Source organism: Gordonia prachuapensis (assembly GCF_036350515.1).
GTDB classification, from domain to species: domain Bacteria; phylum Actinomycetota; class Actinomycetes; order Mycobacteriales; family Mycobacteriaceae; genus Gordonia; species Gordonia prachuapensis.
This window is the reverse complement of record NZ_JAZDUE010000004.1, coordinates 138,814-161,392: the sequence shown is the minus strand read 5'-3', so window position 1 is coordinate 161,392 and position 22,579 is coordinate 138,814. Positions and strand designations below refer to the sequence as shown.

Genomic DNA, 22,579 nt, shown 5'->3' with positions numbered 1-22,579 from the left:
AGTCTTCCATGCCCGGGTTGATGTGCTCTGCGCGTGGCCCGCCGATCAGCTGATCGGCACTCCGGACCGAGCGGTGCCGCCGTACGCGTCGGGGCCGTTGCCGTCGTCGTCGGAACGCGGCTGCGGCGGCGGACATACGCCGATCACGTCGTCGGCGAGGGCCGTGCGGGCCGCCTCACCCCCGTCGGGCATCTGGAGACAGAACGTGTCCACGACCGTACTGCCCAACGTCGTGACCTTGGCCCAACGCACCAGAGCGCCGTGGCGTTCGATAACCGCGCTGACCCGGCTCAGCAGCCCGATCCGGTCGTCGGTGCGCAGTTCCATCAGGACCTCGCCCGGATCGGGTCCGGGATCCGGGCCGGTGGCGTCGACGTCGGGCTGCACCCAGATGACCCGCGGCGGCGCCACCGCGAACAGCGCGGGCACCGCGTTCTTCGGGTGACCGGCGCCGTCGATCGCCGGATCGGTGCTGCCGGCCGACGCGGCGGCCCCGGGCGCAGCCGTCACGGACGCGATCGTCGGGATCGGCGACTCGGCCTCGCGGGCATCGAGGCGGGCCAGTACGTCCACCTTGCCCTCGACCGCGGCCATGAGCTGCTGGCGCATCAGTCCGGCCTCGGGCGGACTACCGAACAGCGGGACCACCACGAAGGTGTTCACCGCGCTCCCGGCGTGACTCTGCACCGTGGCCGAATGCGATCGGAGTCCGTTGAGGCTCAGCACACCGGCCATCTTCGACAACAGCCCCGAGTCGTCGGGCGCGACCATGGTGACGCGGAAGGTGTGGGCCCCGTCGGCGGGCACGATGTCCACCGAGAACCCGCCCTTGTCCGCGAGCGCGACCTGCTCGGGTGTGAGGGCTTCCGGCCGCGGCAACGCGCCACCGTCGATGAGCCGAAAGGCACGGCGCACGAGTTCGTTGATCAGCGACGCCTTCCACTCCCCCCACACACCGGGTCCGGTGGCGAGCGAGTCCGCTTCGGCCAGCGCGGCGAGCAACTCGAGCAGCACCCGGTTGTGGCCCAAGGTATCCGCGACGTACTCGGCGGTCGCCGGATCGTCCAGGTCACGTCGCGTGGCGATGGTGGGGAGCAGCAGGTGGTGGCGAACCATGTCCGACAACACCGTCACGTCCTGCGGCCACAGCCCGAACCGGTTGCCGATCTGGACGGCCAGGTCGGCGCCGACGATGCTGTGGTCCGCGCCGCGCCCCTTGCCGAGGTCGTGCAGCAGCGCGCCGAGGACGAGCAGGTCCGGCCGGGACACGCGGGTGGTCATCGATCCGGCATGCGCAGCGGTCTCCACGAGATGGCGGTCGACAGTCCACGTGTGGATGGCATCACGCGGGGGGAGGTCACGCACCGCGCCCCATTCGGGCAGCAGCCGTCCCCACAGGCCGGTCCGGTCGAGCGCTTCGATCGGGTCGACCATGTGGTGGCCCGCTCCGAGCAGCACCAGCAGATCGCTGAGCGCCTCGGCCGGCCAGGGCTCGCGCAGTTCGGGTGCGTAGTCGGCGAGTCGAGAAAGCGTCGACGCGCTGATGGGCAGACCGGTGCGCGCCGACGCGGCCGCCACGCGCAGGATCAGGCCCGGGTCCTTGCTGGGAATCGCGTTGCGCGCCAGGACGATCTCGCCGTTGTGCTCGACGACACCCTCGTCGAGGGGGCGCCGGATCGGCGACCTCCGTAGCTTGGCCAGACCGCGCCGCGGCAGCGCGTTGCCTGCGGTGCGCAGGCCGACGTCGGTCGAGTAGCTGATGGTGCGGGCGGCGTCGCTGATGACACGCGCGAGATCGAACCGGTGGCCGATACGCAGTGCCGCGCCGATCTCGTCGGCGTCCTGTGCGCGCACCTGCTCGCGCGGCCGTCCCGCGATGCGATGCAGTTCGGTGCGGATGTCGAGCAACCGACCGTAGGCGACCTGCGGCCCGGCACCCGGGGAATCGGGTCGCAGACTGGCCATCCCGTCGGTGAGCTGCGCAATCGCCAACGCGCCCATGAGCTGTACGTCGCGCAGGCCGCCGCGGCCGCTCTTCAGGTCGGGTTCGGCGCGATGGGCGATGTCACCGCCTCGCCGCCAGCGATCCTGTGCGTGGGCGACGACCGCGGGGAACCGATCGCGGATCTCCATGCGCCACTGCTGCCGGACGCCGCTGATGAGCAGCGTCGACAGATCCTCGTCGCCGGCGATGTGGCGGGCCTCGAGCAGACCCAGTGCGGCACTGACGTCCTCGGCCGCGACCTGCAGGGCCTGTGGAACGGTGCGGACGCTGTGGTCGAGCGGAATGTTGGCGTCCCACAGGGGGTACCAGAGTCCGTCGGCGACCTCGGCGACCTCGTCGGGCGGCATCCCGTCGTGGAGCAGGATCAGGTCCAGATCGGAGAACGGAAGCAACTCACCGCGACCGAGGCCACCGACCGCGACGATCGCGTAGCCACTCTGCGGCCGCACCCCGAGTTCGGCACCCTTGCTGGTCAACCAGAACTCGTGCAGGTCGACGAGCACCTGCCGGAGGCCGGCGGCGTCGAGCTTCCCCGATCTCCCCGACTCCAGGAGCTGTCGGCGGGTCGCCGCGAGATCTGTTGCTGCCACGGGGTTTTCGCACTTCCTTCAGTGATGGACACGGCCCCGCGCCTGACTCGTCAGACGCGGGGCCGTGTGGCTGTGATCGAAAAGGGCTCGTGCCCTTGGTCAGAGCGCGTCGCCGCCGCGCTCCCCGGTCCGGACCCGGACCACCGACTCGACCGGCGAGACCCACACCTTTCCGTCACCGATCTTGCCGGTGCGTGCCGCCTCGACGATCACGTCGACGACCTTGTCCACGGCCGCATCGTCGACGACGACCTCGACGCGGACCTTCGGCACGAAATCGACCGAATACTCGGCGCCGCGATAGACCTCGGTGTGGCCCTTCTGACGACCGTAGCCCTGGACCTCGCTGACGGTCATACCCAGGATTCCGGCCTGCTCCAGTCCGGCCTTGACGTCCTCAAGCGTGAACGGTTTCACGATTGCGGTGATCAGCTTCATGAGTTATCCCTCTCCACAGGAATCAGCGTAGTAGCGAACGTGCAGGGATTCATGCCAGTTCATAGGCCGTCTCCGCATGTTCCGCCTCGTCGATGCCGTTGTGCTCGTCCTCCTGGCTGATCTTCCAGCCGAGCGGCTTGAGCGCCAGCGCGATGATCGTGGTCAGCACACCGGTGAACACGAGGGCGAATGCGGCGATCACGATCTGCACCACGACCTGCTTGTAGTCGCCGCCCCAGAACAGGCCGACGTCCTTGGCCAGCAGGCCCACACCGATCGTGCCCCACAGGCCGGCGACGAGGTGGACGCCGACGACGTCGAGCGAGTCGTCGTAGCCGAACTTGTTCTTCAGACCGATGGCGAGAGCGGCGAGTGCACCGGCGATGACACCCAGGATCAGCGATCCCACCGGGGTCAGCGAGCCACAGGCCGGGGTGATGGCCACGAGGCCGGCGACGATACCGGACGCGGCACCGACACTGGTCGCATGCTTGTCGCGGATGACTTCCACCGTGAGCCAGCCGATGATCGCGGCGGCGGTGGCGGCGGTCGTGTTGACCCACACCAGACCGGCGGTGGCGTCGGCCGCCAACTCCGAGCCCGCGTTGAACCCGAACCAGCCGAACCACAGCAGTGCCGCACCGAGCATCACGAACGGGATGTTGTGCGGACGGTAGGCGGTGCGACCGAAGCCCGAACGCGCACCGATGATCAGCGCGAGCACCAGGGCCGCCATACCGGCGTTGATGTGCACCACGGTGCCACCGGCGAAGTCGATCGGCGCAACGTCGGCCTCACCGTCGGTGGTACCGAACATCCAGCCGGCGATGCTGTCCTCGCCCCCACCGAGGAGACCGCCGCCGCCGACCAGACCGCCCCACACCATGTGCGAGAGCGGGAAGTAGACGATGGTCGACCACAGCACCGTGAACAGGAGCCAGGTCGAGAACTTCACGCGTTCCGCCAACGCGCCACTGATCAGGGCGACCGTGATGACCGCGAAGGTCAACTGGAATCCCATGAAGACGATCGCCGGGATGGTCATCCCCGCGGTGACATACGTCGGCGCGTCCTCGGTGCCCGCGGTGTTCATCAGCTGGTCGGAACCGAACAGCGCGAACGGATTGGCGAAGATGCCGAGAATGTCACTGTTGCCGGTGATGCCGTCGGAGAACGACATCGAGAATCCCCACAACACGTAGACAACGCTGACCGTGGCCAGCGAGCCGAACGACATCATCATCATGTTCAGGACAGATTTGCCCCGAGCCAGCCCCCCGTAGAAAAAGGCGAGCCCCGGAGTCATCAGCAACACCAAACCCGCGGCGGCGAGCATCCACGCCGTATCACCGGGGTTGACTTCGCCAAAAACTTCTTCTGGCAGTGCCAAAACCACTTTGTGAAACCTCCTCAGAGTGCGCCGACGGCTCGACGCCTGCACAGAGACTCTGGCTGCAGACGGTTTCGGCCGTGGTGCCCTGAGGTTTCCGACGTGTGAACCAGTGGTCGTTTTATATTTCCTGCACGTAACAACGCAGGTCACGCCTCAGGAGGTTCTCAGCCTCCGCGAAGGATCTCCGATACCGCTTTCGCGGTGTCGGATCATCGATCCCACGACAGCAAAGCGGCTGTCGCCGTCGATCACGCAGGATCAGAGCAGCGCGTCGACGAACGCCTCGGGCTCGAACGGCGCGAGGTCGTCGGCGCCCTCGCCGAGCCCGACCAGCTTCACGGGCACGCCGAGTTCCTCCTGGACGTGGAACACGATGCCGCCCTTGGCCGTGCCGTCGAGCTTGGTGAGGACCACACCGGAGATGTCGACCACCTCGGCGAACACCCGCGCCTGGGTCAGCCCGTTCTGGCCGACCGTGGCGTCGAGGACCAGCAGGACCTCGTCGACCGGCGCCTTCTTCTCGACGACGCGCTTCACCTTGCCGAGTTCGTCCATCAGCCCGGTCTTGGTGTGCAGCCGTCCGGCGGTGTCGATCATGACCACGTCGACGCCGGTGTCGATGCCCTTGGCAACCGCGTCGAAGGCGACCGACGCCGGGTCGGCCTGCTCCTTACCGCGGACGATGTCGGCACCCACGCGTTCGCCCCAGGTCTGCAGCTGGTCGGCCGCGGCGGCGCGGAAGGTGTCCGCGGCTCCGAGCAACACGCGGCGACCGTCGGCGACGAGCACCCTCGCGAGCTTGCCGGTCGTCGTGGTCTTGCCGGTGCCGTTCACGCCGACGACGAGCACCACGGCGGGTCCCTCGGCGTGTGGCAGCGCGCGAACGGAACGATCGAGGTCCGGGCGCAGCTGCTGCACCAGGACGTGCCGCAGCACCGCGCGCGCCTGATCGGCGGTCCGGACACTCCCGGTGGCCAGCTCGGTGCGCAGTCGCTCGACGACCGCCATCGTCGACGCGGTGCCGAGGTCGGCCATCAGGAGCGTGTCCTCGATCTCCTCCCAGCTCTCCTCGTCGAGGTCGCCGGCGCCGAGCAGACCGAGCATGCTCTTGCCGATGGCGCCCTGCGAGCGCGACAACCGTCCACGCAGGCGCCCGAGGCGTCCCGCCGTCGGCGCGATCTCGTCGATCGGCGCCGGAGCGGCGGCTTCCTCGACCGCGGGTGCCGTCTCGGGTTCGACGGGCGCGGTCGTGGTGGCCGCGGTTTCGGCGGGACGCTCGGTGTCCGGCAGCGTGTCGGCGTCCGGTGCGGGTGCCTCGAAGAGTTCGGCGGGGGTCTCGGGCACCTCGACCGTGGTGTCGGGGGCAGAGCGGGTGTCGGAGGTCGACCGGGCGGCGGTGGCGTCGGGACTCTCCACCTCGGACACCGTGTCGTCGGGCACGTCGTCGGTCAGGACGTCGTCGGCGGGAAGGTCGACGTTCTGGATGCCACGCCTTACCGAGTCGCGCGGCACCGACGCGTCGTCGCCGACACCAGGCTGACCATCGACCTCGGTCCGCTCACCGGTCGGCGGCTGGGTGGTCGGGGGCTCGGTGGTCTGGGGTGTGGTGCTCGGGGGTTCGGGCGGTACGGCGAGGCCCACCCCGCTGCCACCGCCCTGACTGAAGGAGAACCCGGATCCCGCCTTGTATCCGCCGGACTTGTCGACCTGCGGGGTCGTACCGTCGACCGGACGCTGTGCGCCCGAATCGTCGGAGAGCGAGATGCGCCGCCGCCGCGTCAGTGCGACTCCGCCCGCGACCAGTGCGATGAGCACGAGGACCGCGATGACGATGGCGATGATGATCTGGGTGTCCACTCCGCTTCGCTTTCTTGGTTGTCGTCAGGTCGCGTCGGGCTGCTGACCCACGGGGATGTCGACTCCCCGCAGCCGCTGCGAGATCACCGTCGTGATCCCGTCGCCGCGCATGCTCACGCCGTACAGGGCGTCGGCGACCTCCATGGTCGGTTTCTGGTGTGTGATGACGATCAGCTGCGACCTTTCCCGGAGCTGTTCGAACAACGAGATCAGCCGCCGCAGGTTCGTGTCGTCGAGCGCCGCCTCGACCTCGTCCATCACATAGAACGGTGACGGCCGAGCCCGGAAGATCGCAACCAGCATCGCCACGGCGGTCAGCGACTTCTCACCACCGGACAGCAGGGACAGACGCTTGACCTTCTTGCCAGGTGGGCGTGCCTCCACCTCGATTCCGGTGGTCAGCATGTCGCCCGGTTCGGTGAGTACCAGCCGTCCCTCGCCGCCGGGGAACAGCGTACGGAACACCTCGGTGAACTCGCGCTCGACATCCGCGTAGGCCTCGGTGAAGACCTGCAGGATGCGGGCATCGACCTCGTCGACGACCGCCAGCAGATCCCGCCGCGCGGCCTTGACGTCCTCGAGTTGGGCCGACAGGAAGTTGTAGCGCTCCTCGAGTGCGGCGAACTCCTCGAGGGCCAGCGGGTTGACCTTGCCGAGTGTGTTGAGGTCCTTCTGCGCCTTCTTCGCCCGCGCCTGCTGGGCGGCCCGGTCGAACGGCATTGGGGCCGGCGCCACCACGGGTTCGCCGCGCTCCTTGGCCTGCTCGTACTCCTGCATCTCCAGCGCCGACGGCGGCATGGGTACGTCCGGGCCGTATTCGGCGACCAGATCGTCTGGGGCCACCGCGAACGACTCGAGGATCTGCTCCTCGAGTTGCTCGATCCGCAATGCGGCCTGCGCCTTGGCCACCTCGTCGCGGTGAACGGCGTCTTTGAGCCGGTCGAGCTGTGCGGTGAGCTCGCCGACCTGCTTCTTGAGTTCGTCGACGGCGGCAGTCCGCTCCACCCGCATCTGCTCGAGTTCGTCGCGCCCGGCCTGCGCGTCCTGGACCGACAACTGCAACCGCTCGGAGACGTCGCGGGCCGCCTCTGCCACCGCCGCGGCCACCGATGCGGCGTGGCGTCGGGCGCGATCCTGACGCTCGGCACGAATCCGAGCCTCGCGTTCGCGAGCTGCCGCCCGACGCAGCGAGTCCGCACGTCCCTTCACCGACGCCAGCCGCTCCTCGGCGGTACGCAACGCCAGCCGCGCCTCCATCTCGGCCGACCTGGCCGCGGTCACCGCCGCGGCGGCGGCCGCCCGCGGTTCGTCGTCGCCGGCCTGTGCCGGCGTCTCGTCGGATTCGTCGCGCGCCAGCCGCAGCCGCTCCTCGAGCTCCCGCAGCGACTCCACCATGTCGGCGCGGCCCTCTTCGGCCTTGGCCCGCTGACGGGTCAGGCGCTCGGCCTCGGCGTGCGCGGCGCGGATCTCGTGACCCAGTCGGGCCATCTCCTCATAGGTCCCACCGACGTTCGCATCGGATTCGTGCAGGGCGGCCAGGGCCTCCTCCGCGGACTCGCGCCTGGTGACCTGTTCGGCGAGGGCACCATCGAGTGCCGCCTCGATCTCCTCGGATCTGCGCCGCGATGCGGCCAGATCGGTGGCCGCGGCATCGATCGTGGACTGGACCTCGAGAGTCGACGGCCGATGTGACGATCCACCCTCGACGGAACCCGGACCGATGCGGTCGCCGTCGCGGGTGACCGTACGCACCCGGTGGCGCTGGGCGATCTCGAGTCCCAGTTCGGCGGTCTCGACGACGACGGTGTCGGCGAGCACCAGATCCACGGCCCCGCGGATCGACGCCGGGCACGTCACCACCGATGCCGCCCAACACGCGCCGGATGGCAGCGCGACGTCGCCGCGCGACTCTGAGGTCGACAATCCGCCGAGAATCAGCGCGGCGCGACCTCCGTCGCCGGACTTCAGGGCGTCGAGGGCACGCACCGCGGCCGCCGCGTCGACGGTCGCGATGCCGTCGACGATGGTTCCCAGCGCGCCTGCGATGGCGGTCTCGTAACCGGCATCGACGGTGAGGAGTTCCGACATCGGACTCAGCAGCCCGTCCGGCGCGTTCTCCATCAGCCACGCGCCGCCGTCGTTGCGTTCGAGGCCGAGTTCGAGCGCCTCGATGCGCGCGCTCAGCGAGGCGATTCGTTGTTCGGTCTCTCGCTGCTCCGCTTGTAGCGCGGCGACACGTTCGTTGGCCTGGTTCAGCGCCGTGACCGATCGCTCATGGTGGTCGTCGAGGCCGTGCTCGGCCGCTTCGAACTCACCGAGTGTGGCGGCGGTGGCGTCCTGCCGGGTCTGGGCGGCCTCGGCGCGCTCGTTGGCGGCGGCGATGGCAGCGGTGAGCCGCGACGTCTCCGCATCGACGGATTCCGATCGGGTGCGCAGGTTGTCGACCTGACCCTCCAGCCGGGCGAGGCCCTCGCGACGGTCGGCGATCGCTCGAACGGCCGCGAGGTGAGCACGTTCGGCTTCCGCGGCGACGCCTTCGTGGTGAGCGAGTTCCTCCCGCGCGGACTCGAGGTACTCGGCGGCCGCGGTGACCGCGGCATCGAGCTCGGCCTCGGTCTCGGCGGCCTCCTCGGCGCGGCGGTCGAGTTCTTCCGGGTCGGTCCCGGTGTTGGCGGCCACGGGTTCACTGAGGTAACGACCGCGCTCGGTGGCCACCCGGCTGGTGGCGTCCACGCGTTCGGCCAGTGCGGACAGCCGGAACCAGGTCTGTCCGGCGGCCGCGGCGGCCGGGGCGACCTCCGCGAGATGTCGTTCGTGCTCGCGCAGCTCGTCGTTCGCGCGATCCAACAGGGCGGTGACCTCGTCCTGCTGCAGACGCACCTGGTCCTCGACGGCGGTGTGTTCGGCCATCTCTGCGCGCCGGGTGACCAGGTCGTCGGCGGCCAGCCGCAGCCGGGCATCGCGCAGGTCGGCCTGCACCGTCTGGGCACGGCGGGCGACCTCCGCCTGACGCCCCAGCGGCTTGAGTTGCCGTCGGAGCTCGGCGGTGAGGTCGGTGAGGCGGGCCAGGTTGGCCTGCATCGAGTCGAGCTTGCGCACCGCCTTCTCTTTACGTTTGCGGTGCTTGAGGACGCCGGCCGCCTCTTCGATGAAGGCGCGGCGTTCCTCCGGTCGCGACTCCAGGATCGCGGCGAGGCGGCCCTGCCCGACGATGACGTGCATCTCGCGCCCGATGCCGGAGTCGCTGAGCAGTTCCTGCACGTCCATCAGTCGGCAGGAGTTCCCGTTGATCTCGTATTCGCCGGCACCGTCGCGGAACATGCGGCGGGTGACCGACACCTCGGAGTACTCGATGGGCAGTGCGCCGTCGGCGTTGTCGATGGTGAGGGTGACCTCGGCGCGTCCCAGTGGCGGACGGCCCGAGGTGCCGGCGAAGATGACGTCCTCCATCTTCCCGCCGCGCAGCGCCTTGGCGCCCTGCTCCCCCATCACCCAGGTCAGAGCGTCGACGACGTTCGATTTGCCCGACCCGTTCGGCCCCACCACACAGGTGATCCCGGGCTCGAAGCGCAGCGTCGTCGACGACGCAAACGACTTGAAGCCCTTCAGGGTGAGGCTCTTGAGGTGCACGACGGTAAAGAGTACTCACCATCGCGCGGGGACGGCGGCACCACGCGGTCCTGTGGACGACCGTCCGGGATACCCCTATTTCTCGACGAATCCCTGCAGATCGTTGCGGGGTGGGTCGTATCGTTCCACCACCACGTCGACCGAACCGGGCGTCTCGCCGGATCGCAGCGCGGTGAGCAGTGCGTCGGCGGCGTCGCGAGGTCCTTCCGCGACCACCAGCACCCGTCCGTCGGCGAGGTTGGTGGCAGACCCGACCAGTCCGAGTTCGAGCGCCCGTGACCGGGTCCACCATCGAAATCCCACGCCCTGCACCAGTCCGTGGACGTGGGCGGTCAGACGCACGGTGTCGTCGCCGGCCATCGCGGTCAGTCCGTCTCGATGGCGAGGTTCACGGTGGTCCCGGCCTTGAGCGTCCGACCCACCGTGCACACCGCGTCGACGGCACGCTCGACCACGACCAGCAGTCGTTGGGCCGCGTCCTCGTCGAGTTCGGACAGATCGATCTCGAGGACCTCGTCGAGGACCGGATACACCTCGTTCTCCCGGTCGGCGGCCCCGCTGACGCGGATGGTGGCGTCGTAGTCGTCACCGAGCCGGCGGGACAACGGTCGGTCGGAGGACATGCCGGTGCACGCTCCGAGCGCGATCTTGAGGAGTTCACCGGGAGTGAAGACGCCCTCGACGTCTTCCGAGCCGACCAGTACCTCGGCTCCGCGGGAGCTGCGGCCGGTGTAGCGACGCGTTCCGGTGCGTTCCACCCAGAGCTCGGTGCTCGGCGATGCGGTGGCTGCGGCGGTCTGAGCTGTCTGCTGATCGGTGGTCATGATCGCTTTCGTTCGATTCTCTGGTCGATTTGGGACTCGGTCCCCACAACACCGGCAGGGCCGGATTGCTTCCGTGACGGGGCCACACTCATATGTCAGTCCACGGGTCCACGACGTCGATGCCGGTGTGCGCGAAGTCCTTCGTGTTCCGGGTCGCACAGGTGGCATTGCGCGCGCGACAGATCGCGGCGATCTGGGCATCGGCCATGGCGATCGGCAGTCCCGCGGACTCCCGCGCAGCGAGGACATCGGCGTACTGCGCCGCCGCAACATGGTCGAATGCGAGCACCGACCGATCGGACAGATACGGCTCGATGGCGGCGTCGATGCGCGCGGCAAGTGCGCGACTGCGCCGACCCGCGGGAAGTCTGCGGACCCCGGCCAACAATTCCGCAAGCGTGACGGCGGTGATCGCCACGTCCCCCGTCAGCGATTCGAGCCACGACGCGACCTGTGGATCGGGTCGCGATCGAAGGACTTCGGATACCACGTTGGTGTCCAAGACGATCATTCGAATTCCACGGCTCGCGCGATGTCGGACCGCGGCGGTATCGGCAGGTCGTCCATACCGCCCACGTCCTGCGCGGCCTGCATGAGGGCGAGTCCGATGTGGGGGCGGTTCGCAGCCTTGGTCAGAATGTCACGAACCTCGGCCTCCATGGACCGGCCGTGTTCCCTGGCCTGTTCAGCCAGTCGCTCCTTGACCGACTCGTCAAGCCCGCGCACGATGATCGACGACATCACAACACCTCCCACCAGTGATATCACCAACGATAGCATTCGTTCTCGACGGCCGGTCGCCGACTACATCGAGCGGACTCAGCGCCTGCGTTGGCACCGAGGACAGAAGTACGAGCTCCGGTTCATGAACTGTTCGCGGCGCATGATCGCACCGCACCGCCGGCACGGTTCGCCCGCGCGGCCGTAGGCGTTGAGGGAACGTTCGAAGTATCCCGACTCGCCGTTGACGTTGACGTACAGGGAGTCGAACGACGTGCCGCCGACGACGAGTGCGTCCCGCATGACGTCGGTGACCGACGCGATCAGGTCGACCAGCTTGGCCCGGCTGATGCCGTCAGTGATCCGTGACCCGTGAATCCTGCTGCGCCACAAGGCCTCGTCGGCGTAGATGTTGCCCACCCCGGACAGCACGGTCTGGTCGAGCAGAGCGCGTTTGATCTCGGTGTGCCGGGCGCGGATCGCGGTGACGACCCGAGTCGGGTCGAAGACTGGGTCGAACGGGTCCGGTGCGATATGTGCGATGGATTCCGGCACACGACCCCCGAGATCTCCACCCACGTCGACGTATTCGTCGACGTGCCAGCCACCGAACGTCCGTTGATCCACGAAACGCAATTCGTTGCCGTCGTCGAGCGACGCGCGGACACGCAGGTGGATATGGTCCTCGGCACCGGCCGGACTGATGAGCATCTGACCGCTCATGCCGAGGTGGACGACGAGCGGAAAGCTGTCTGGGCTCGATCTCGATCTCGACAAGCTCGATCCGGCGGATACGCCACTCACTCCGTTCGCGGCTACTCGATCAGCGGGAGGGGTTGCGCCACTCACTCCGTTCGCGGAAGAGTAGCCCGAGCCGCGCCTCCCGCTGGTTGAGTAGCCCGAGCCGCTAGGCGAGGGCGTATCGAAACCTCGATCCACGGCGCCGTCGACGATGTCGAGCCAGAGGTACTTCCCCCTCCGGTACACCCCGCCGACCTGCTTGCCGGTCAGGCGCCCGACCAGATCCGCGCCGCCGCCGAGATGTCGGCGCACCGACCTCGGGTGCAGCACCTCGACACCGGCGATCCGGCGACCGTCGACATGATCGGCGAGACCACGGCGGACGGTCTCCACCTCGGGAAGTTCCGGCACGTCAGGACACGCTCAACGCGATGCGGCGCGGTCGGTCAGTGCCTGCCAGGCCAAGGCCGCGGCTTTCTGCTCGGCCTCCTTCTTGGTCCGGCCGCTGCCTTCGCCGAGGCTCTCGCCCGCCACCACCGCAACGGCGGTGAAGTGCTTGTTGTGGTCGGGTCCGGTCGACGTGATCTGGTAGTGCGGCGGCCCGTGGCCACCTTCCGCCGACAGCTCCTGCAGCGAGGTCTTCCAATCCAGACCTGCACCGAGATGCCCTGCGCGACCGATGATCTCGTCGAACAAACCGAGGATGATCTCCTTGCAGACGGCGAGCCCGTGCTCGAGGTACAGGGCACCGAAGATCGACTCGAGGCCGTCGGCGAGGATGGAGTCCTTGTCGCGCCCGCCGGTCAGTTCCTCCCCTCTCCCGAGGTAGAGGTGGCGCCCGAGCCCACCGTCGCCGAGTCCGCGGGCCACCTCGGCCAGCGCGTGCATGTTGACGACACTGGCCCGGATCTTCGCCAGTTCACCTTCCGACCGGTCGGGGTATCGCAGGTACAGACGCTCGGTGATGATGACCCCGAGTACCGAGTCGCCGAGGAACTCGAGGCGCTCGTTGGTGGGCAGGCCCCCGTTTTCGTACGCGTAGGACCGATGGGTCAGCGCGAGGACGAGCAGTTCGGTCGACAGCCGCGTGTGCAGAGCGTCGAGCAGGTCGGCGAACTTCTCCTGTTCCGGATCGGCCGGAACGACCGGTCCCGCGGTGTCTTCGGTCACGCCTGGTCCTTCGGCCACGTCGGCTCAGTCACCGTCCTTGTCCTGGCGCACGCCGTCCGCCTGCGAACCGCCGTCCCCGGAGTCGCCGACCGAACCGAACTTCTCGCGCAGCGCAGCCCACCGCGGGTCGATGACCTCGTGATCGTGGCCCGGCTCGGCCACCGCGAGACGTATGCCGCATTCCGGGCACAGACCCGGGCAGTCGTCGGAGCACAACGGCGACATGGGGAGTTCGAGCGCGACGGCGTCGATGATCGACTGCTCGAGGTCGATACGGTCGTCGACGATGCGGTGCACGTCGTCGGCGTCGGTGGTCTGTTCGGTCTCGCTGTCGGGATAGGCGAACAGCTCCGTGAGGAACACGGTGACGGTGCTCTCTATCGGCTCCAGACACCGGGCACATTGCCCTTCGGTCTCACCGCAGACGGTTCCGGTGACCAGCACACCTTCGGTGACCGACTCCAGCCGCAGGTCGAGATCCACCTCCGACCCCGCCGGGATGGCGAGCATGTCGAGTCCGACACGCTCCGGCGTCACGACGGTTCGATGGACCTCCGCCATGGTGCCGGCGCGACGCCCCAATGACCGGACGTCAAGGACGAACGGTTCGCGCTGCTTGTCACCGGTGTCGCCGGGCCCGGTTCCGCCGGCCGCGACACCTCGACTCATTGCTCGATCTGTCACAGTTGCACGATACGCCCGACCTGCAGAGTCTTCGAACCACTCCGCAGTGACCGATCAGACGGCGAGCGGTGAGCCCTGATCGTCGCGGTCGCGGCTCTGGCTGCCCCGCGGCGCCGGCGGCTCGTCGACGCTGCGCGGGTACTCGACATAGTCGTGCATGCCCGCTCCGGTGCGCAGCTGATGCCGACCGCGATTCACCGACCGCAACGTCCCGGTGAGGATCTCCTCGAACTGGGCGAGCTTCTCGTCGACGTAGACGTCGCAGTCGCCGCGGAGGCGATCGGCCTCGGCATGTGCGGCGTCGATGATCCGCTCGGCCTCGGACTTGGCCGCGGCGACGACCTCGGTCTCCGACACGAGGCGCTGCTGTTCGGCGATGCCGTCGGCAACGGACTTGTCGTAGGAATTGTTCGCGGAATCGATCGTGCGCTGCGCCTCGGCGCGTGCCCGCCCGGTGACGGCTTCGAACTCGCGCGCGGCGCTGGTGGAGAGCCGGTGCGCCTCGGCGGTCGCGTCGTCGACGAGTTGACGTCCATGCCCGTTCGCCTCGTCGACCATCCGGTCGGCCTGCGCCTTCGCCTCGGACAGGATGCGGTCGGCCTCGGCCCGTGCGTGCGCGACGACGGCCTCCGACTCCGAATCGGCCTTGCTGATCACGGCCTCGGCATGGTCGCGGGCGTTGCCCACCAGCGAGTCACGCTGGTCGAGGACGTCCTGGGCGTCGTCGAGCTCGCCCGGGATCGCGTCCTTGATGTCATCGACGAGTTCGAGGACGTCGCCTCGCGGAACGACGCAGCCCGCGGTCATCGGGACGCTCCGCGCCTCCTCGACGATCGCGGCGAGTTCGTCGAGCGCTTCAAATACCCGGTACACAGCTACCCCAATCCGGCTGGTGGCCTTCGGTCTGCCTGAAACAACTGTGACTATTGTGCCGAATGGGGTGGCTGTGATTGATGAGGTGCCAAGGGTGTGTCGCGGGTCCGGTTGTCGCGACTACTGGACCGTCAGACCCGTCGCTCCCCTGCCAGTCGCGCCATCAGGCGTTCGTGGATGTGCGGGGACAGGAACGGCGTCACGTCGCCGCCGAGTTTGGCGACCTCCTTGACCAGCGAACTCGACACGTGCGCGTAGCGGGGATCGGTGAGCAGGAACATCGACTCGACGTCGGCCAGTTCGCGGTTCATCTGCGCCATCGGTGTCTCGTAGTCGAAGTCGGTACCGGAGCGCAGTCCCTTGACGATCGTGTCGATCCCTTCCTGGCGCAGGTGGTCGACGAGCAGTCCGGTCCACCGCTCAACCCGGACGTTGGGCAGGTGCGCGCAATCCTCGCGGATCAGGGCGATGCGTTCGTCGACCCCGAACATGCCCTGCTTGTTCGGATTCACCACGACGGTGACGACGAGTGAGTCGAATCGGGCCGCGGCACGCTCGACGATGTAGCGGTGGCCGACGGTGAACGGGTCGAAGGATCCGGGAAACACTGCAGCGGTCATGCCCGAAATCTACCCAGCGCGCCGGCCGGACACCGTGTGCACCGCTTCAGGGGCGCACCGCGGGCAACCGGGCGCCCCGGGTCAGGGGGCGTCGTCGAACTCAGCGATCAGCCGGGCCATCAGATCCGATGTCGAGCCCGGCGAGACGGCGCGCCATCCCGTACCGGCCCACAGGTTGATGTCGTCGGCCACACCCGCGCCGCCTGCAGCCGCGCGGATCGGCTTCGTCATGTGATGGACCTGCGGGTAGGCGGCCGGGGCGTCGGCGTGGCGCTTCGCGAAGCCGTTGCGCAGGGACCGCGCCGACCGTCCGGAGAACGCTCGCGTGATCACCGTGTCGCGGTAGGTCCGGTCGAGCAGTGCCGTGCGGTGGGCGGCGACGGTTCCCGCTTCGTCGACACAGAGGAACGCGGTCCCGAGCTGGGCGCCGATCGCTCCGAGCGCGATCATCGAGCGCACGGCCTCGCCGTCGGTGACACCACCGGCTGCGATCACCGGAAGACCCACGGCCGTTGCCACCGTGCGGACGAGTTCCGCGGTCGGTATCGCCGGACCGCCGGCGACGACGGCCGGGTCGTCGAACCACAGCCCTCGGTGACCGCCCGCCTCGATCCCCTGGGCGATCAGCGCATCCGCCCCCGACCGCGCGGCGGTCTGCGCCTCGTCGATGGACGTGACGGTCACCGCGACCGGCGCACCGATCTCACGATGGATACGGTCGATCAGCGCGCGCCCGGGGTCACCGAATGTGAAGCTGACCAGCCCGGGTCGATGCCGGGCCAACGCATCGATCTTCGCGTCGACGGCCTCGTCGGAGAATCGGGGCTGGCCCGGTTCGACCCCGTGCCGACGCGCCTCGACGGCGAGGTCCCCCCGATAACGCTGCACGGCTCCCCACGTGTCGGCACCACCCGGTCCGGCACACGGGTCGATACCGGTCAGGAAGATGTTCACGCCGTAGGGTCGACCGCTGCGACCCTCGACGTCGATCACCAGTTCCTCGAGCGCGTCCGCGGTCAGGTATCCGGCCGCCAGCATGCCGAGCCCACCCGCCTCACCGACTTCGGCCACCAGCGCCGGCGTGGTCGGGCCACCGGCCATCGGGGCGCAGACGATGGGCACGGGAACCTCGAGTTCACCGATCCGCATGGGACGATCCTCCGCTCTCCGGTCCCGCGTCGTCTGACCCGCCATGGGTTGCCACCTCGACCCGGGTGTCTCCGTAGGTCTTGCGGACCTGCACGATCAGCGCATCAGGCCACTGCGTTTCCGGGGCGCGTGCAGCACGCTCGACGATCACGAGCCCGCCCGGGACGATCCATCGCGCCGCGACGGCGGCCAGATCTGCCGTCATCGTGTCGTCCGGTAGGTCATAGGGCGGGTCGAGGAAGGCGATGTCGACCTCGCCGGTACCCGACGACAGAAACGTCGCGACCGGCCGCGTGACGACGGTCGCCGACGCACCGAGACCACAGGCCGCGATGTTGGCAGAGATCACCGACGTCGCCCGCCGTCGTGAGTCGACGAACGTGGCGTGGGTGGCGCCGCGCGAGAGCGCCTCGATGCCCAGGGCACCGGTCCCCGCATAGAGGTCGAGGATGTCCGCATCGTCGAGGTCAGCGCGCGCCGCGACGATGTTGAAGATCGCTTCACGGACTCGATCCGAGGTCGGTCGAGTCCCGGCGTCGGGAACCGTGAGCCTGCGTCCGCGCAGTTCACCTGCGATTATCCTGGTCATCACCCACCATTGTGCGGCATCCGGATCGCGCGACGACCACCCCTTGTCCCACCTACTCCCCCGTCACGCAATACTTTGTGACCCACTTCACAAACAGTGGCTGAGCAGGGGATTGGCGGGGGTTTCGGTGTCCGATTTGCTCAGGCGCATGACTTCGGGGACATGCGTTGTTAACGTCGAAAAGGTCATGAGCCCGATCCAAACAAGTACGGCCCCAACAACTGCCCTTGCTGTCGATTACCGGCAGCCCACCGCCGACGACGGCGAAAGATTGTGGGAAATCGCCTCGGACTCAAAGGTTCTCGACGTCAACTCGAGTTATTCCTATGTCTTGTGGTGCCATGATTTCGCTTCCACATCGATCGTCGCCGAAGTCGATGGGCGTCCGGTCGGTTTCGTCACCGGCTATCGACGCCAAACCGATCCGTCCACGCTGATGGTGTGGCAGGTCGCGGTCGACGACGTCTGTCGTGGCCACGGCGTCGCCGGCACCATGCTGCACCGTCTCTTCGACCGGTGCCAGCGCTCCGGTGTCGTCGCGATGCACACCACGATCAGCCCGGACAACGTCGCTTCCCAGCGCCTGTTCGAGTCGGTCGCCAATGCCCGCGGTCTGCGCTTCGAGCGTCGCGATCTCTTCGCCGCCGATCAGTTCCCGGACGCGCACGAGCCCGAGGATCTCTATCTCCTCGAGCCCGAACTCATCGAACCCTGAAACCCATAACTCAATAACCGACCACCACACCGGCTGCGGCGCCGACATCTGGCTGATGTCGGCGCACGCCGTGTGCGACAGGTCAACCACCAATCGTCAATAAGTAAAGGGGGAAGTTACCAATGCAACTTCTCGATCAGTCAATCGACGATTCCGTCTTCACCCAGCACGAGTCCGAGGTGCGCAGCTACTGCCGCAACTGGCCCGCGGTGTTCACTCGCGCCAGCGGCTCGCACATCACCGACCAGACCGGCCGGGATTTCCTCGACTTCTTCGCCGGCGCCGGTTCCTTGAACTACGGCCACAACAATCCGGTGATGAAATCGGCTCTGCTGGACTACATCTCGGATGACGGGATCACCCACGGCCTCGACATGGCCACTGTCGCCAAGGGTAAGTTCATCGAGGCCTTCCACGGCAAGATCCTGCAGCCGCGCGGACTGGACTACAAGATCCAGTTCCCCGGCCCCACCGGCACCAACGCGGTCGAGGCCGCACTCAAGCTGGCCCGCAAGGTCACCGGCCGTGAGTCCATCATCAGCTTCACCAACGCCTTCCACGGCATGACGCTGGGATCGCTTGCGGTGACCGGCAACTCGATGAAGCGTGCCGGTGCGGGAATCCCGCTGGTGCATGCGACCCCGATGCCGTTCGACAACTACTTCGACGGTGTCGTCGAGGACTTCAACTGGTTCGAGCGTGTGCTCGACGACTCCGGCAGCGGTCTCAACCGACCGGCCGCGGTGATCGTCGAGACGGTCCAGGGCGAGGGCGGTATCAACGTCGCCCGCGCCGAGTGGCTGCAGGCGCTCTCGGAGCTGTGTCAGCGTCGCGACATCCTGCTCATCGTCGACGATGTGCAGATGGGTTGCGGCCGCACCGGCGAGTTCTTCTCCTTCGAGGCCGCGGGCATCAAGCCCGACATCGTGACGCTGTCGAAGTCCATCAGCGGCTACGGCCTGCCGCTGGCGCTGACGCTCTTCCGGTCCGACCTCGACGTGTGGACGCCGGGCGAGCACAACGGCACCTTCCGCGGCAACAACCCCGCGTTCGTGACCGGGACCAAGGCGCTCGAGCACTTCTGGAGCGACGACGCGCTCACCCGCGACGTCCACGCGAAGGGCGACCGCATCCACGCCCGCTTCACCGAGCTGTGCGAGAAGTTCAGCGGCATCTCCACCCGCGGTCGCGGGATGGCGCAGGGTCTGGTGTTCGACGAGGCCGCAGCGGCCGGCAAGGTGAGTGCGTCCGCGTTCGGTGCAGGACTGATCGTCGAGACCGCCGGCCCGTCCGACGAGGTCGTCAAACTTCTTCCGGCGCTGACCATTTCGAACGAGGACCTGGACCGCGGCCTCGACATCATTGCTGAATCCGTCAAGGAGGTGATCGGATGATCGTCCGTACCACACAGGAGATCACGGGTACCGAGCGCGAGGTCGCCGACCCGAAGGGCAACTGGGTCTCCAAGCGCATCGTCCTCGGTGGCGATCGGGTCGGTTTCTCGTTCCACGAGACCACCATCAACGCCGGTTCGGTCAACGAGTTCCACTACGCCAACCACATCGAGGCGGTGTGGCTCGTCGAGGGCGAGGGCACCCTGCTCGACCGCGAGACCGGCGAGACGTACCCGCTGGGCCCGGGCAGCATGTACCTGCTCAACGGCCACGAACGGCACACCGTGACCGCAGACACCCAGATGCGCATGCTGTGCGTCTTCAATCCCCCGGTCGTCGGCACCGAGGTGCACGACGAGAACGGCGTCTACCCGTTGGTCGCCGTCCCCGAGCCGACCGGGAAACATACTCCGGAGGCGGTGGCCGCCGACTGACCGGCCGCCGTCGATGGTGAACTCCGGCCCGGCAGAACCCCGCGTTCTGCCGGGCCGGTGGTCTGTCCGGCACCGCTACCCTGGACAAGGTGCGTACGCGACTGCAGATCGGCTGGACCCCGGCCGAACCGACGCCGCTCGATGACGACGTCGATGAGCAGATCCGTCGCGCTCATACCCTGCTCGACGGGTTGCGGATCGTCGCGTTGACCGGGGCCGGGATCTCCACCGATTCCGGCATCCCCGACTACCGCAGCCCCGGAGCCCCGGCTCGGACCCCGATGACGCTGGAGATGTTCCTCTCGTCCCCCGAGTTCCGCCGGCACTACTGGGCCCGCAACCATCTCGGCTGGCGGCACATGGATGCCGCGCAACCCAATGACGCCCATCACGCCCTCACCGCCCTGCAGCGTGCCGGCCGACTCACCGGCGTGATCACCCAGAACGTCGACATGCTGCACACCAAGGCCGGCACGCGGCGGGTTCTGGAACTGCACGGTTGTTACGGGCGGGTGCGGTGCCTGAACTGCGACTGGCGGATCTCGAGGCATCAACTCGCCCGGAACCTGGAGCACCTCAATGACGGCTTCACGCGCCGCGTCCGCGGTCGCGGTGCCATCGAGGTGGCACCCGACGCCGACGCCGCCATCGACGACACCAGCGATTTCACCATGATCGATTGCCCCGGCTGCGGTGGCATCGTCAAGCCCGACATCGTCTACTTCGGCGAAAGCGTTCCGAAACAGACAGTGCAGCAGGCTTTTTCGATGGTGGATGGGGCGGATGCGCTACTTGTGGTCGGCTCGTCGCTGACCGTGATGAGCGGCCTGCGTTTCGCCCGGCATGCCCACCGCACCGGCAAGGCCCTCGTCATCGTGAACCGCGGCGCGACGCGTGCCGACGATCTGGCCGACCTGAAGATCGACCACCTCGCGTCGGTGGTGTTGCCGCGGCTGGCGGCACCCGACGACGTCCCGGCGGACGGATTCGCGTAGCCGGCTACTCGTGCCCGAACGACCGATGGGCGGACAGACTAGGTCGTCACCACAGGCACTATCGGTCACACAGACCGTCGCTCGGGAGGGTCGATGACCATCGAACAGCAACAGGCACTCGATGCGTTGTACGCGATCGACAACGTCCTGACGATCAGGATCTCGCTGCCGGCGGCAGAATGGGAGGCCGTACGCAACCAGCAACCCAAGGGCGGGGTGTGCAACTTCGACTGGACCGGCGGTGCGCGCTACACCTGGCACCGGGCCTCGTCCGTCGAGATCTCGGGTACCCGCTTCCCGGCGAAGACCACCTTCACCGACGTCGGGATCAAGAAGAAGTCGTTCTGCGGTTCCATCAGCAGTTCCAAACCCAGCCTGCACATCGACTTCGGCAAGGACAACCGGCCGAACCGTCCGCTGATCGAGGGGCTGATCGGGTCGCGCTACATCACCCTGAACAATTCGGTCCAGGACCGGTCCTTTATCCGACAACCGCTGGGCTACAAGCTGTTCGAACTGGCCGGACTCCCCCGGTCGCGCTGCAATTTCGCTCGGGTGTTCGTGAACGGGAAGCCCGTCGGCCAGGGCCTGCCGAATGTCAACGGTCCCGGCGTCTACGTGAGTGTGGAGCCGATCATGCCGCGCTACATCGAGCGCAACTTCGGCGACCGGAACGGCAACCTGTACGAACTCGAGCACGAAGACGACTTCATCGACGCGAGGTTCGACCGCATCAGCGTCGAGGACCTGTCCGAGTTCGATGACAAGGCGGACCTGCGGTTGGCGATCGACCGCATCACGACGAACGGATTGGCCGGCGCCGCCGAGGTTGTCGATCTCGACCAGTTCATCCGCTGCTACGCCATGGACTTCTTCCTGAAGCACTGGGACGGTTACTCACGGAACACCAACAACACCTACATCTTCAATGACGTCGACGCCGTCGCGAATCCCGGCGTCGACAACGTCAACTTCCGGATGGTCCCCTGGGGTCTCGATCAGATCCTGCAGTCACACCGGCATTTCACGCTCGGCGACGACGGTCTGCTGGCGAAGCTGGTGCGCAAGGATCCTGATCGCCGCGAGCAGTTGATGGATCAGATCCGGTCATGGCGGGTCGGCATCTTCGGGCGCGAGACCCAGCAGTCGCAGCTGATCCCCATGATCGACACGATGGAGGACATCCTCGGCGGCCTTCGGGTACCGAACCTTCCGACCGAGATCGGCGCGGTGCGCAAGCAGTTGCGTCTGGCCGGTTCGGCCGGCCACCTGCTCGGCGGTCTGCCGAACGCGTCCGTTCCCGTCTACATCCGCGACGACGCGACCAACGAGTGCATGCGGACCACGCAGGAGGGGATTCCCGCGGATGCGCCGGACCCGGCGAACTTCGAGGTCGTCCACAGACCCCGCCCGACGATTGTCGAGGACGAGTACCTGTGGTCCTTCACCGACCTCGGAACGGGAAAGTCGTTGGTGAACAAGGCGACCGGACACGTCCTGCACGCCAGCAGGGCGTTCGCCACCGCTGCCGGCCAGAAGCTGCTGTACACCTGCGCCGGCGACAACACCGACCACGCGGACGAGTTCGAGGTCCGACCGGTCGACACCCCGGACGAGTACACCCACAGCGGATACTTCACGCTCGTGAGCGTGCGGACCGGTGCGGCGGCGACGTTCGGTACGGACAAGACGCCGACCGGTGCCCGGCGCGTGCACCAGTCACCGACCGGATCGACGCTCTTCTTCTCCTGAAGGTCT

At 67.7% G+C, this 22,579-nt stretch carries 20 protein-coding genes and 1 pseudogene; 5 read left to right on the top strand and 16 right to left on the bottom strand.

What is annotated here, in order from left to right:
• Positions 1 to 45: 45 nt before the first annotated feature.
• The 16 genes and pseudogenes from V1Y59_RS06385 to rsmD all read right to left on the bottom strand — a co-directional run bounded on the left by V1Y59_RS06385 (position 46) and on the right by rsmD (position 17,283).
• Positions 46 to 2,698 (bottom strand): annotated as a pseudogene (locus tag V1Y59_RS06385) ([protein-PII] uridylyltransferase).
• Positions 2,695 to 3,033: a P-II family nitrogen regulator gene (locus tag V1Y59_RS06380; RefSeq protein ID WP_004572306.1), complete on the bottom strand. Its 339-nt coding sequence runs from the start codon at positions 3,031 to 3,033 to the stop codon at positions 2,695 to 2,697. The pseudogene V1Y59_RS06385 and the gene V1Y59_RS06380 overlap by 4 nt, the downstream one beginning before the upstream one ends.
• Before the next feature lie 49 nt (positions 3,034 to 3,082).
• A complete protein-coding gene (locus V1Y59_RS06375) occupies positions 3,083 to 4,429 on the bottom strand; it encodes an ammonium transporter (protein WP_330503989.1) in 1,347 nt (448 codons plus the stop codon).
• A 255-nt stretch (positions 4,430 to 4,684) separates the two neighbouring features.
• Positions 4,685 to 6,283 (bottom strand): signal recognition particle-docking protein FtsY, encoded by a 1,599-nt coding sequence (gene ftsY / locus V1Y59_RS06370; protein ID WP_330503988.1) that lies wholly within the window; start codon positions 6,281 to 6,283, stop codon positions 4,685 to 4,687.
• A gap of 24 nt (positions 6,284 to 6,307) precedes the next feature.
• A complete protein-coding gene (gene smc, locus V1Y59_RS06365) occupies positions 6,308 to 9,913 on the bottom strand; it encodes a chromosome segregation protein SMC (RefSeq protein WP_330503987.1) in 3,606 nt (1,201 codons plus the stop codon).
• Between the two features lie 75 nt (positions 9,914 to 9,988).
• Positions 9,989 to 10,273, bottom strand: coding sequence for an acylphosphatase (locus tag V1Y59_RS06360; RefSeq protein ID WP_330503986.1), 285 nt, complete (start codon positions 10,271 to 10,273; stop codon positions 9,989 to 9,991).
• A 5-nt stretch (positions 10,274 to 10,278) separates the two neighbouring features.
• On the bottom strand, positions 10,279 to 10,737 hold the full coding sequence (locus V1Y59_RS06355; RefSeq protein ID WP_330503985.1) for an OsmC family protein: 459 nt from the start codon (positions 10,735 to 10,737) through the stop codon (positions 10,279 to 10,281).
• 88 nt (positions 10,738 to 10,825) lie between these two features.
• Positions 10,826 to 11,248, bottom strand: a complete 423-nt coding sequence (locus V1Y59_RS06350) for a type II toxin-antitoxin system VapC family toxin (protein ID WP_330503984.1) — start codon at positions 11,246 to 11,248, stop codon at positions 10,826 to 10,828.
• Positions 11,245 to 11,478, bottom strand: coding sequence for a FitA-like ribbon-helix-helix domain-containing protein (locus tag V1Y59_RS06345; RefSeq protein ID WP_330503983.1), 234 nt, complete (start codon positions 11,476 to 11,478; stop codon positions 11,245 to 11,247). Before V1Y59_RS06345 ends, V1Y59_RS06350 begins: the two co-directional genes overlap by 4 nt.
• Before the next feature lie 78 nt (positions 11,479 to 11,556).
• Positions 11,557 to 12,609 (bottom strand): bifunctional DNA-formamidopyrimidine glycosylase/DNA-(apurinic or apyrimidinic site) lyase, encoded by a 1,053-nt coding sequence (gene mutM / locus V1Y59_RS06340; RefSeq protein WP_330503982.1) that lies wholly within the window; start codon positions 12,607 to 12,609, stop codon positions 11,557 to 11,559.
• A 12-nt stretch (positions 12,610 to 12,621) separates the two neighbouring features.
• Positions 12,622 to 13,368 carry a ribonuclease III gene (gene rnc / locus V1Y59_RS06335; protein WP_431309116.1) on the bottom strand — a complete coding sequence of 249 codons (747 nt, stop codon included), beginning with the start codon at positions 13,366 to 13,368 and terminating at the stop codon, positions 12,622 to 12,624.
• Between the two features lie 24 nt (positions 13,369 to 13,392).
• Positions 13,393 to 14,037: a YceD family protein gene (locus tag V1Y59_RS06330; protein WP_330504124.1), complete on the bottom strand. Its 645-nt coding sequence runs from the start codon at positions 14,035 to 14,037 to the stop codon at positions 13,393 to 13,395.
• Between the two features lie 69 nt (positions 14,038 to 14,106).
• Positions 14,107 to 14,925, bottom strand: coding sequence for a DivIVA domain-containing protein (locus V1Y59_RS06325; RefSeq protein ID WP_330503981.1), 819 nt, complete (start codon positions 14,923 to 14,925; stop codon positions 14,107 to 14,109).
• 131 nt (positions 14,926 to 15,056) lie between these two features.
• Positions 15,057 to 15,545 carry a pantetheine-phosphate adenylyltransferase gene (coaD, locus tag V1Y59_RS06320; RefSeq protein ID WP_330503980.1) on the bottom strand — a complete coding sequence of 163 codons (489 nt, stop codon included), beginning with the start codon at positions 15,543 to 15,545 and terminating at the stop codon, positions 15,057 to 15,059.
• A gap of 81 nt (positions 15,546 to 15,626) precedes the next feature.
• Positions 15,627 to 16,694 carry an NAD(P)H-dependent flavin oxidoreductase gene (locus tag V1Y59_RS06315; protein WP_330503979.1) on the bottom strand — a complete coding sequence of 356 codons (1,068 nt, stop codon included), beginning with the start codon at positions 16,692 to 16,694 and terminating at the stop codon, positions 15,627 to 15,629.
• On the bottom strand, positions 16,681 to 17,283 hold the full coding sequence (rsmD, locus tag V1Y59_RS06310) for a 16S rRNA (guanine(966)-N(2))-methyltransferase RsmD (protein ID WP_330503978.1): 603 nt from the start codon (positions 17,281 to 17,283) through the stop codon (positions 16,681 to 16,683). The genes V1Y59_RS06315 and rsmD overlap by 14 nt, the downstream gene beginning before the upstream one ends.
• Positions 17,284 to 17,470: 187 nt before the next feature.
• Between rsmD and ectA the strand changes: the two genes are divergently transcribed.
• The 5 genes from ectA (at position 17,471) to V1Y59_RS06285 (ending at position 22,573) form a co-directional block, all read left to right on the top strand.
• Positions 17,471 to 17,998 carry a diaminobutyrate acetyltransferase gene (gene ectA, locus V1Y59_RS06305; RefSeq protein WP_330503977.1) on the top strand — a complete coding sequence of 176 codons (528 nt, stop codon included), beginning with the start codon at positions 17,471 to 17,473 and terminating at the stop codon, positions 17,996 to 17,998.
• A gap of 122 nt (positions 17,999 to 18,120) precedes the next feature.
• Positions 18,121 to 19,392, top strand: coding sequence for a diaminobutyrate--2-oxoglutarate transaminase (ectB, locus tag V1Y59_RS06300; RefSeq protein WP_330503976.1), 1,272 nt, complete (start codon positions 18,121 to 18,123; stop codon positions 19,390 to 19,392).
• Positions 19,389 to 19,826: an ectoine synthase gene (locus tag V1Y59_RS06295; RefSeq protein WP_330432351.1), complete on the top strand. Its 438-nt coding sequence runs from the start codon at positions 19,389 to 19,391 to the stop codon at positions 19,824 to 19,826. The genes ectB and V1Y59_RS06295 overlap by 4 nt, the downstream gene beginning before the upstream one ends.
• An 89-nt stretch (positions 19,827 to 19,915) precedes the next feature.
• On the top strand, positions 19,916 to 20,821 hold the full coding sequence (locus V1Y59_RS06290; protein WP_330503975.1) for a Sir2 family NAD-dependent protein deacetylase: 906 nt from the start codon (positions 19,916 to 19,918) through the stop codon (positions 20,819 to 20,821).
• Between the two features lie 93 nt (positions 20,822 to 20,914).
• The gene (locus tag V1Y59_RS06285) at positions 20,915 to 22,573 is read left to right on the top strand and encodes a CotH kinase family protein (protein ID WP_330503974.1); all 1,659 of its coding nucleotides are present in this window, start codon (positions 20,915 to 20,917) and stop codon (positions 22,571 to 22,573) included.
• Positions 22,574 to 22,579 lie beyond the last annotated feature (6 nt).